This is a genomic window from Rhodoflexus caldus, assembly GCF_021206925.1.
GTDB lineage: Bacteria > Bacteroidota > Bacteroidia > Cytophagales > Thermoflexibacteraceae > Rhodoflexus > Rhodoflexus caldus.
Map to the genome: position 1 here is coordinate 1 of NZ_JAJPRF010000012.1, position 12,064 is coordinate 12,064.

A 12,064-nucleotide genomic window follows, 5' to 3' on the forward strand; every position below is an offset into this window, starting at 1 on the left:
TAATTCGTTCGGACAAGTCGGTAATGTGTTCAGGCAGAGGTAATTCGGCTAACACTTGCTTATTTTCAAATTCCGGTGAACGCTGCAAAGCGCTGATAAGTTGTTTGTAAAAAAACTGCCCGAAAGCAATATCGCTTGCATATACCGCAGAATCCAAGCCTTGAAAATTCATGACAATGGGCAAGTAGTCGCTCCGTTCTTGCAACTCTTTGCGCAAGGCTGCAAGCATGGTCGTTTTGCCGTACTGCCGCGGGCGGTTGATGACAAAATATTTACCCCGTTCCACAAAGTCCATAATAGCCGTAAAACGGCGAGTATCATCCATCATGTAATGCTCGGCAGGGCGACACGTACCAGTGACGTTGAATTCTTTTTTCATGGTTGTCAGTTTGTTAATGCTTGATGAAAGCGGGTGTAAGTATGTTTTCAATATGCAAAAATGCTGATAACGTCGCTAACTGTTGCCAACCATTTTTGCATAAATCTCTGCTAACGAAGCCTCTTTTTGTTCCAGAAAAATGGGTTTGTGGAACAAGTGCAATTTATGCAACAGTTGCAGCAATTGCTCGCGCTCGGAGGTACTGAGATTGCCTGCCACAATCTGCGACACCTGATTCATTTTCTCAAATACACTGAACAGCGTTTGCTGCCCTTCGGGGGTGATGTAAAGACGCTTACTGCGGCGGTCGGCAGTATCGCCTTCCTGCCGTATCAAACCTTGTTGCAGCAGCCTTTTGATGACCTCCATACCCGAGGTTTTTTCCTGCACGGCGTGTTGGATGAGCTCGGTTTTGGTTTTGCTGCCGCCGAACATCAGAGAAATCAGAAACGAAAATTCATCAACAGTTTGCAAGGGGCTGCCTTCCAATGCCTTTTTAGTATATCCTTTTGCATAGCGGTACAGGAAAATAATGTAACTGCCTATCCGCGACTCGGTGGTTTCCTGCACTGCCTGCGGAATAGACGGCTGCTGCATAGGCGGTCGTGAGTTGGCATAGTTGGCCTGCAACCATGCCCCAAAAGCGGCGAGGTCTTGTGTGTTGCCGTTTTGTGCTTCGTACTGTTCGGCTGCTTCGGTCAGTTGTCGGATAAATGCGTAGGACATGGACTTTTTTTACTCTTCACAAAAGTACGAAAACCGCCTAAAATTCAAAAATAAAGTACGAAAACATTTTTATTTGCTGCAATTACGCGTACATTTGCGCTGTTATTAAACTTTATCGGAGCAATGAACCTGTATATTAGTACGAAAACATTCTTTACGAAGCGAGCGTTGCTATTTGCTATGCTGTGGTTGTCGGCACAACAGATTTTTGCACAGGCTACGGGCGTAGTCAGTGGAACGGTGCGCGACAAGGCCACGCAAGAGCCGCTGATTGGCGTTTCCGTGGCTGTGGAAGGCACTACTTTGGGCGCAGCCACCGATGCCGAAGGACGTTTCCGCATCGCGGGCATCCCAACAGGCAGCCATAACATCAAAGTAAGCCTGATTGGCTACAAACCCTTCACGCTGTTCAATATTGTTGTTACCTCAGGTAATGCCAATACCTTCAATATAGAGTTGGAAGAGGTGGTTGCCGAGTTAAAGGAAGTGGAAATTACGGCTAACCGCTCAATTGCCGTAACTACGGCTGAGTCGCCGAACTCTGTTCAGCGGCTGACGACGGAAGAAATCCGCAGCAACCCCGGCGGCAACTTCGATATTTCGCGCGTGGTGCAGTCGCTGCCCGGTGTGGCAGGTACAACCGGCATCGGAGGTTTTCGCAACGACATCATCATTCGCGGCGGCGCACCCAACGAAAACGTGTATTATTTGGACGGTATTGAAATTCCGGTACTGAATCACTTTTCCACACAAGGCAGCGCAGGAGGCCCTGCCGGTATCCTGAATGTATCGTTCATTGAGGATGTAACGCTGAAATCCTCCAACTTTGATGCCCGCTACGACAACGCACTGGCGTCTGTGTTTCAGTTTAAGCAGCGCGAAGGCAACCCCGACCGCTTTCAGGGCAATGTTCGCCTGAGCAGCACCGAACTTGCACTAACCACGGAAGGGCCTCTTTCCAATCGCACCACTTTTTTGGCTTCGGTGCGCCGTTCTTATCTGCAATTTTTGTTTCAGGCAATTGATTTGCCCATTCGCCCCAACTACTGGGATTTTCAGTACAAAATCACACACAAAATCAATCCGAAAACTACGCTCAACTTCATTGGTGTAGGCGCAATTGATGAATTCAGTTTTGCACAGCCGCGTAAAACCACACCTGAAAACGATTATGTGCTTCGCTCCCAGCCTTCCATTCAGCAATGGAACTACACTTTCGGCATGAGTTTGCGTCGTTCCTTAGAGCGCGGCTACCTGAACATTGCCCTTAGCCGCAACATGTTTGACAACAGCCTTGACCGCTTTGAAGACCGTCAGGAAGGCGATGAGAGCCGTCGCCTGTTGCGTGTGCGCTCACAGGAAATTGAAAACAAACTGCGCATAGATGTGAATAAAACATGGAACGGATGGAAATATTCTTACGGTGCAGTAGGGCAATATGTTAAGTTTAACAACGACGTATTTGCGCGCATACGCCGCGAAATTCGCAGCCCGCAGGGGCAGTTGCTGCAACCTGCCGTTAATGTGAGCTTTGACACAGGTATTGACTTTTTCCGCTACGGTGCTTTTGTGCAGGTAGCCCGCAGTTTCCTGAAAGACCGCCTCAGTTTCTCGGGTGGCATCCGTACCGATATGAATAATTTTACTGCATCGGGCAATAATCCATTTGAAACGCTGTCGCCTCGGGCGGCGCTTTCTTACCTGCTGTCCGACAAATGGAGCGTGAATATTTCGGCCGGACGCTACTACAAGCTGCCCATTTACACCATCCTCGGCTTTCAGAATGAACAAGGACAGTTTGCCAATAAAGACAGCAAATACACCCGCACAGACCATTACGTAGCCGGATTGGAGTTTATTCCGCGCGCAAGTACTCGCTTTACGCTGGAAGGTTTTTGGAAAAATTACGCCAATTACCCCGTTTCTATCCGCGATGGTATCAGTTTAGCCAATCAAGGCGGCGACTTCGGAGCTATTGGCAATGAGGCAGTGCGCACCAATGGCACAGGACGCGCCTACGGTATGGAGTTTTTCTTCCAACAAAAACTGACCAAAAATATTTTTGCGGTATTCTCTTACACCTTTGTACGCAGCGAATTTGCAGGCATCAACGGCGTGCTGACTCCTTCGGCATGGGATAACCGCCACCTGATTTCGGCGCTTTTTGGCCGCAAATTCAAAAAAGGTTGGGAAATGGGCTTGAAATACCGCTTTGCGGGCGGTGCGCCTTACACACCGTTTGATATGGAAGCCAGTATGCGGAATTTTGCCAGTTTGGGCACAGGTGTTTTAGATTTTAATCGCCTCAATACCCTCCGTTTGGGCAATTTCAGCCAGTTTGACTTTCGCATTGACAAAAAGTGGAACCTGCGCCGCACAACCATTGATTTGTATTTTGACGTACAAAACGCCTTTGTTACGCCTAATCCTGCCTATCCGCAGTTCACCTTCCAACGAACTGCCGATAACAGCGGCTTTGCTACCACTAACGGACAGCCATTGGCAACAGACGGCAGCAACGGCATCCCAATTATTTTGCTCAACAACGACCCGTCAGTAGTACCGACCATTGGTTTTATCATTGAGTTTTAAGGTTCTTGCAACATACACAACCCGATGGGTGGATATCCCATCGGGTTGTATTTGCCATTTATCAAAAGCAGAAGCGATTTGTGATTCTTTTTGCGCAAATACTTGAAAAACAACTATTTATATACTCCGAAATCTGCCTACGGATTCCGCAATACCCTGATGCAATATTTTCTCGGTCGTTCAACCGATTAAACCTGATACCCATCCCAATCGCCAAAGCTGCGCGCACAACCGATTTGCAACTCGGCTGCCGAAAGCGGTCGGTGTACGTGTGCCCATATTTTGACAGGGGTTGAGTCTTGGATGAAATCCTCCGCCACACCGTGCGTGGCACCTCCGCCAATATCTATTTTTTTCCAGTCGGCAGGCATGTAGTAGTTAGTGCGGATATGGTCAAACAACCAGCGTACTTGCTCGGGCGCATCTGTTTCCATTGCCTGCAAGCCTTTCTCGGAAAGAATATCCGCCAAATGACCGTATATTTTTACCGCACCGTGTGCATCGGTATAGCGGAAATAGTAAATGTGCGTTTCAATCGGATGCAGTGAATAGCAGGGCATAGCCTCCAACGTTGCCCCGTTTGCCGCGGCAATCGGATTCCAGCGCTGCATATCCAACAATCGGAACTCAAAAAACCCCTCCATTTCTTCTGCCCTAATGCCCATTAAGGCCGACATTTTTTTAACAAATGCTGCCTTTATCACGCTGCCGCAATAAACAGGCAACCTGATACCTTTGCTGATGGCCTGTATCAAACCTATTGCATGGTCATCGTGCGCATGAGTCAAAAAAACAGCCTGTATATCGGCAACGGCTTTGCCTGCCTGTTGCCAGTTGTGCAATACATGAGGCCCTGCATCAATCAGATAGTGCGTGTCGTGGAATGTCAGGGCAGAACCCATGCAGGGGCGGTTCTCGTCCCATCCGTCCCCCTCTCCCATGTGCAGAATGCCGAAAGCAACAGACTTGGGAATACTGACGTGCGGCAATTGGTAAGAAGGAGGAAAAATCTGCGGTTGCAAATGGATTTCCACCGATTCGCCCGCATAGCTAATCCGAAAATAATTAGGGCGCAACCGCTCTATTTGGCAGCCGTCGGCCAAAGCAACAGGCACAGCACCTTCCAAAAAGACCGGCTCTATCAGATGCGTAATCGGGTGCAGCGTACCGAAAGCAAATTTCTTCTTCACATACCAAAAAGCCTCTGCCTCGCGTGCACTCATGCCTGCTGCCAGCAACTCCTCGGGGCTGTCCAATCCGTAATTGCCACAATAGATGTAATTCATTTGGCGGGCTACTTCCTCCGCCGTTCCAATCAGAACGGGTTTTTTGCCCGTATTATTCGGATGGTTAGGAATGATAAGCCCTTGCAAATAAAGCATTTGCATCACCGAAAACTCGGCCACATTCACCGGAAACCAACCTTGCATGAGAGGATTCGTCGTTACATCGGCCAGCAAGATGGCATTAGGCCCCGTTTCGCCTTGCGCTTCGGCTCTAATGAATCCGGCCGCACGCAGGTACTTATTGGCATCGGGCGGGCAGCCGCATTGCAAGCGCAACCCAATGGCAGGTATTTCCACCCAATACAGCCCTGCCAAAATTTGCCGAACAACGATGCTGCTCATCCGATGATTTCCTCCACAAAATACATATCCATTTTCCCCAAGCCTTTGGCCTCAATTTCACCGCGATAGCGACAGTAAAACTGATTTTTGATTTCCATATAGGTGGCTTCCGAAATATTGACTTTGCCTACTTCGCCTGCCGTTTCCATGCGCGCCGCTACATTGACAGTAGTTCCCCAGATGTCGTAAGCAAATTTATTTTTGCCTACCACACCCGCCAGTACGGGGCCGGTATGAATGCCCACGCGCAGTTCCAGATAAGGCTCGCCGCGCAGCCGCTTCTGATATTTGCGCTTCTCTATAAACTCCTGCATGGCAAGCCCTGCCAGCACGGCATCTGCCGCATGTGTAATGTTGGGTTTCGGTACGCCGCCCGCACACATGTAAGCATCGCCAATGGTTTTGATTTTTTCCATATTGAAACGTGCGCAGATGTCATCAAACGCCGAGAAACACTCGTTCAGTTCGCGGACAATCTGCTCGGGTGTATGCTTTTCGGTGTATTCCGTAAAGCCTTTGAAATCACAGAACAAAACGCTTACCATTTTGTAGAATCGCGGCGTTGCCTGCTTTTTGTTTTTCAGTTCATCGGCTATTTCGCGGGGCAGAATATTTAGCAACAGCGCATCGGACTTCAATTTTTCGGCTTCCAATTCTTTAGCTTGTGCCTCTATCTGCTTTTTCTGCGCCTGCAACTTGCGGTTCGCCTGACGAATGCGTATCATAAAAAATAATGCCGCTACCAGCAATAGCGACAATGCCGCCGCAGCTGCAAGTATTGCCTGCGTGGTTTTTTCCTGTGCGGCAATGGTTTCTTCCCGCAACTGCACTATCTCCTGCATTTGCAGAAGCGAATCCTTGGTTGCAGCCAAATTTTCCTGAATTTTTGCCCGCTCCCGTTCTTTGGCCAGCAACGACTGCCGCAAATTCTGCTTTTCCGCCTCCTGCATACGCAAACTGTCGCGCAGGCGGTTTTGCAGGGCTTCAATCTCCGCTTCCACCTGTCGCGCAGCCTCATTGTTTACGACAGGCGCACTAACCGAAGGCGTTGATGCCGCCGCCGCAGGGGGGCTGCTTTCCACGCGCAAGCGGCTCAAGTAGAGTTTTGCCTGTGCCTGTATGTCCGCATAACGGGCATCTTCTGCTAGTTCCTGCGCCTCTTGAAGGGCTGTTTGTGCCTCCTTCGTACGGCGGGCATCGTAATAAGCCAACCCCTGCTTAAAACGCACACGGGCTGTACCTTGCTCCCCCTCCGTACCCCCTGCAATCTGATAATACTCGTAGGCCTGTTCCAGATTGCGGATAGTCTTTGGCAGTTCCCGACTCGACATCAAGGCATATGCCGAGCCCAACTCCTCATATCCACGGGCAAGGAGCAGCGCATTGTCCACTTTGCGCGCAGCCGCAATGGCGTTATTAAATGCACTCACGGCTTGCGGAAACTTTTTTTGTGCTTCGTACTTATTGCCGATTTGCAGTGCCAACTCTGTTGCCTGTTTGTAGTTCTTCTTGCCGATTGCCGCCTGATACTTTTTTTCCAAATCGGCAAGGTCATTTTGGGCATGCAGTCCACCCGCAAAAATCAGATAACCGATAAGAAAGGCCGTAAAAATGCGCATATGCCTGTTATTAGGATGATGCAATTTAACACAATGGTTTTAAAAAACGCGAAAGCCGAGGCTTCCCCCGGCTCTGCTTACATTGAAATATCTTTACTCATCTATTTGCTCTTGCGGTACTTCGGCAAGTCTTTGGCTTTGATGATGTCCACTACCTGCATACGAAAAACCAATGGTGTAAACGGTGGAATTTTATCTTTGCCTTGATGACCAAATGCCAAGTGGGAAGGAACAAATAAGGTTGCCTTAGCCCCTTTGCGCAAATATTTGCTAAAAGCAATTTCCCATGCAGGAATCAAACGATTGATACCCAGCTTAAAACCTTGCGGCTTATCCATTGAATCAAAAAACTGCTGATTGAGAAAATGACCCGCATAGATAAAAGAAATACTATCGCCTGTTACAGGAATATCTCCAGTGCCCGGGTTATCTACCTGAATATACAAACCACTGGGGTCTCTGATGGCTTTTGTATAGGAATAATCTTTTACATATTGCGCCAGCACAGCGTCCTGCTTGCGAATCTGTTCATCTATCTGTAAGCGAAGATAAGTTTCTTTTTCCTGTGGACTCATCACACCCAACACCTTAATGACATAGCGGAAAGGCATTTGCGGATAAATAAACGGCGTAGCCCCTTTTTCAGGCTCTTTGTAGCCCGAGCGTCTTTTTACTGAGTCTTGGTGCATGTAAACGGTCAGGCTGTCGCCTACAGCCACCTGTGCCAATACTTCCTCTATAGCTCCCGGAAATGGCGGTAATAATAACTCCTGTTCAATATAGTCCTTTGGTTCTACCGTTGCATATTGCTCTTTGGGTTTTACCTTATAGGTACTAATAATCGTGTCCCCGTAAGGGCCTATGTAAACATAGCGCAACCAAAGAATATCTTTTAACTGCGGCTTACGGGCTTCGGGATGCCGTTCATGAAAAAGCACGGATGTACCATTGGCAGGCGGTATCATTTCCTGCCGCACTTTCTCTTTTGGCCTGCAAGCATATACCAAAGCAGCAGATAACAGCAGTAAAATGAACATGTTTTTCATAGATAGTCGTTCTAAATTAGGGCGCAAAGGTAGGAAAATTGTAGCACATAAAAAGTACTATTTATCAGATGTACCGCGTAATTGGAGTAATCAAAACAAAAAACCCATCAGGTTTTAAAACCTGATGGGTTTAACAACTTTTAACTTAGTTGTTCGCTACGATAAATTAGCGGCCTTGACCTACTGCAAAGTAAGCACCTGTACCGTAATGTACGTCGCGTACATAAGTTACGCCGGAGAAGGCATCAAAATCAGTCAGGTTATCACCTGAGTTGCCATCTGTCGGAGCAAGAATGCTAAAGTTGCGGAAGAAGCCATCTATAGCATTACCACTGTAAGTAGCAATGATACGACCGTTACGGTTGAAACCGGCAACAGGAACTACATAACCGCTACCACCGGCAGTTACAGTAACACCTGCAATTTTACCACCACCTGTATTGAGTGCACTTCCGATGTTACCACCAAACAGGTTAACTACAGCAGTAGCACCTGTACCTGTAGCAGAGTTGATAGTTACAGAAGGTGGAATGATAAAGCTTTGAGAGCGCAAGTAATCATCTTCGGTAGCAGTAAAGCCTGACAACGGCGTAGTGATATCACCAAACTCAAACCAACGACCAGAAGCAGGACGTGTAGCAGAACCAGCACCTGTAGATGGTGGGAACAGTGATACATTTGATACAGCACCGGTAGCAATAGTAGCAGATACAGCACCGGTGTAAGCTTGGAATGCACGATTCAAAGCCAAGTTCTGACGAGCAGAAGAAAGAGTTACTGTCAAAGGCTCAGTAGTATTCCAACTATTTACAGGAATTGCACCAGCAGCAGCAGGATTGTAAGTAATTGCTTGAATCACACCTGTTGAGTTGAAACGGATATCAAACGCGCCGTTAGAAATAGTGATGTTACCGTTAGCAGGAACAGGAGGACCAATATTGCTCAAAGTAGAGGCATTAGAAGGCTGTTGAGCCAGTGCCAAACCACCACCGGAGATAAACACGTCAGGCACAGCCGCATACTGACCACCGTTTACAATAGTGAATGTCAGAGAAGCAGCTTCCAATCTGGTAGATACATCATTTGCATCCTCACCGTTAGGTACAATTTCAAATGTAATAGGCTGACCTTGTACATAACCTGCACCCTTAGAAGTAATTACCAGACCTACAACGCGGTTAGCATTGTCAAATACAGGATAACCTTCGGCAGGTAAGAATGGAGCTGTTGGAGGAGTACTGAACTTAGCAATGTAAGTATGGTTATCGCGTGCATACTGAGATGTAGCAGCCGCGCTATTGCTAATACGAGCACCTGAACCACCTGCAGGAGTATAACCGGGATAACCATCAGCAAAGATTGAAGCTGCTGTAGAAGGACCCGGAATAAAGCGACCGGCATTTTGAGAAGGTACGTTAAATGCATAGTTGTCAATACCTGTACCTGCCAAATAGCCTTGAGCGGCCAAAGATTGGCTTGAACCGGGGTTGTTAATAGTGATACCCAAGTTAGCAATAGGATCTCCGGGAGCAATACCAAGCACTGTAGCAGCATCACCACCACCTGACAAGGTAATCTCAGCTACTAAACCTTGGTTAGCAAGAGCATTAGCAGACAATACTGAAACGTTGATGTTAGGAAGAACACCGGCATTGGCAAGCGTAGTTGCAGTGGCACCTGAGAAAGAAGCAGTAGGCACGAATACATAAGGCTGGGTACCCGGAGATACTACATTTGAACCTGTACCATCATATTGAGCAGTACCTGTATTGTCAAAGAATGTAAACGTAGTAGCTGTAATACCTGTAGTAGCATTACCGTAAGGTGAGTCAGCAACCAAGCCACCAAGCGCGTTACCGCCGTTGTCAAAGTTGAATTGTACGCGACCTGTAGGGCTTGTTTCAAACAAAGCAATAGGAATAGCACCACCGTTTACACCTTGAGTAGGAGCTAATTGAGCTCCGGCACCATAAGAGAAGCCGATATTTACATCGGCGGCTGACAAACCGGCACCAACTGTGATTACATCAATTGCGTTTACGGTACCTACTGCATTGTATGAGTATTGTACGGTTGGAGTAACTTTAGGTACCGGCAGAGGATTCTGACCACCGAACAGAATAGTTGGGTTAACACCTGTCCATGCACCTGTAGTAGAAACAACAGCAGGTGAAGTATATGGCTGAGGCAAGAAGCCAAAACCACCGTTAGTTACCTGAATAACGCTCAAAGCATCAACAGGAGCCTGCAGAGATCCTGTACCTGTTACGTTGCCTGTCGCAGAAGTGTTGTCGTTGCGTGTGAAAGTACCGGTAGGAGCAGTAGTATAACCTGAGCCTGCGTTTACGGCACGGATACCGCGGATACGCTTGAATGGAGCATCAGCAGCTGCTACACCATTATCAGTCAGTACTACCAAACCTGTAGCAGTTTGTGCAGGACCTGCAGGTGAAGGAGTGAAAGTCACTGCAGGAGGCTGGATTTGGTTAGGATTAGAAGACTGAATGTAGTTGTTGCCACCGAAAGCCGGTACATTAGTCAAATACAGACCATTGTCAGCAGCTGCAGGCTCAAATGCAGCATCGGTTCCATCAATGCCGGTACCTGTACGCAAGATAAAGTAATCATTGTTGGGATCCCATGAAGGACGACCTACACGCAGAGCTCCGGTGCGGGTAATAGCCGCAGTTACCTGAGCAGCCGCAATTTCAGTATTGAATGTTGCTGATGCAGAAACAATGTTCGTATTAGCTACAGGACCGTCACCAAACACTCGGTCAGCAGTCAAACCGGGACCATAGATGAAGCGACGAGTAATTACAGCACCTGTACGACGGTTAGCAAGATCCAAGGTACCCAAGTTAGTGTTATCAAATGATGCTGCCCAGAAAGTACGGTCAGCAGCGATTTGAGAGTAACGCAGTTGGATAGGCAGACCTGAAGCAGTTGCAGGAACAACACCTGAATAGTTACCGGCAGCATCTACTACTACGTTAGTGGTAGCATTCTCGTAAGAGATGCGGTTAATAGCAGCCTCTTGGCCACCCGGAATAGCAGAAGCCTGATTAGCAATATTCAAATAACGAGCGCGGAATACGTCGTTGATGTTAATGTTTGCAGTGAACAGGTTTGTACCGGCACCCAAAACACCGGGAGTTACTTGCTCTGCAGTTTCGTTGGTCAAATCTGTTTCAATGTAAGCGCGACCACGAACGGTAGCAGTACCTGCACCTGTAGTTGGGAACAGAGGAATTACGTTACCTACGTGGATAGTACGTCCATTGCCGGGAGCTTGAGGCAAGTTACCGTTAGTTACGCTGTTACCATCAGCAGTCAGGTTAGCAGTGTAGTTAACAGTAGTGTGGTTAGGAGCAGAAGCCACTACGCTAACAGAACCGGCACGCAGTTCTACTGTAACCATACCGCTGGCAGGAGTAGTCTGAGTTACGATGTTTCCATACTGAGCGATAGAAACGGTAGCGCCTTGTACGCCTTCCAACTCTTCAACACGACCAGAACCGAAAGCAGCGTTACCACCTGCAACTACTGTTACAGTGTAGAATACGCGACCACCGGCGTTGATGCGGTCCAAAGAGTCCAATACGCGCTGATAAGCCAGGCGGTTGTTGTCCCAAATACGAGCTTGACGCTCACGGGCAACACGAATTGAGTCCTCTGTGCGGAGGCGCTTCAATTCCAGATCCAAGGCATTCGCTTCAGTGAACTTGTCCTTAGCGCAGCTCGTTACCAGAGCAGCAGCCGCCAGAACAGCAGTCATCCGAACCGGATACATGAATGTGTTTTTGTTCATAACGTTTTTTTTAATTGTAATTAGGTTTGTTAATTGATTTCGCAAAATTAAGGTTGTTATCCAATATTGCAAATTTGCACGTTAAAAAACCTTAAAACAGGTTTTCCGCAGCATTGCAAATGTGAATAATCCTTAATTCGCAAGCCTAAGACCCGACGGGTTGCAAAAGGGTTGCATGGGGAGTAAAAGATTTTTTTATTAACGATTGTAGATTGTGATGAAACACATCGCATCCGAACACAAAAGCGCAAGTAGTTCGGGAA

General features: G+C 47.7%; 7 protein-coding genes. 1 reads left to right on the plus strand and 6 read right to left on the minus strand.

Translation table 11 applies throughout. The features are described 5' to 3' along the window. Nucleotides 1–379, minus strand: a 379-nt coding sequence (locus tag NDK19_RS12585) for a hypothetical protein (protein WP_250632249.1), incomplete at its 3' end; no start/stop codon positions are given. Between the two features lie 75 nt (nt 380–454). Then, a complete protein-coding gene (locus tag NDK19_RS12590) occupies nt 455–1,105 on the minus strand; it encodes a MarR family winged helix-turn-helix transcriptional regulator (RefSeq protein WP_250632250.1) in 651 nt (216 codons plus the stop codon). A 180-nt stretch (nt 1,106–1,285) separates the two neighbouring features. On the opposite strand from NDK19_RS12590, the gene NDK19_RS12595 reads away from it, so the two are divergent. Continuing rightward, a complete protein-coding gene (locus NDK19_RS12595; protein ID WP_250632251.1) occupies nt 1,286–3,697 on the plus strand; it encodes a TonB-dependent receptor in 2,412 nt (803 codons plus the stop codon). A 188-nt stretch (nt 3,698–3,885) separates the two neighbouring features. On the opposite strand, the gene NDK19_RS12600 is transcribed toward NDK19_RS12595, so the two are convergent. The 4 genes from NDK19_RS12600 to NDK19_RS12615 form a co-directional block, all read right to left on the minus strand. Next, entirely contained in the window at nt 3,886–5,325 is a 1,440-nt protein-coding gene (locus tag NDK19_RS12600; RefSeq protein WP_250632252.1) for an MBL fold metallo-hydrolase, read from the minus strand. Beyond that, nucleotides 5,322–6,944, minus strand: a complete 1,623-nt coding sequence (locus NDK19_RS12605; protein ID WP_250632253.1) for an adenylate/guanylate cyclase domain-containing protein — start codon at nt 6,942–6,944, stop codon at nt 5,322–5,324. The genes NDK19_RS12600 and NDK19_RS12605 overlap by 4 nt, the downstream gene beginning before the upstream one ends. Nucleotides 6,945–7,045: 101 nt before the next feature. Then, the gene (locus tag NDK19_RS12610; RefSeq protein ID WP_250632254.1) at nt 7,046–7,990 is read right to left on the minus strand and encodes an FKBP-type peptidyl-prolyl cis-trans isomerase; all 945 of its coding nucleotides are present in this window, start codon (nt 7,988–7,990) and stop codon (nt 7,046–7,048) included. Between the two features lie 166 nt (nt 7,991–8,156). After that, nucleotides 8,157–11,801 carry a beta strand repeat-containing protein gene (locus tag NDK19_RS12615; protein ID WP_250632255.1) on the minus strand — a complete coding sequence of 1,215 codons (3,645 nt, stop codon included), beginning with the start codon at nt 11,799–11,801 and terminating at the stop codon, nt 8,157–8,159. Nucleotides 11,802–12,064 lie beyond the last annotated feature (263 nt).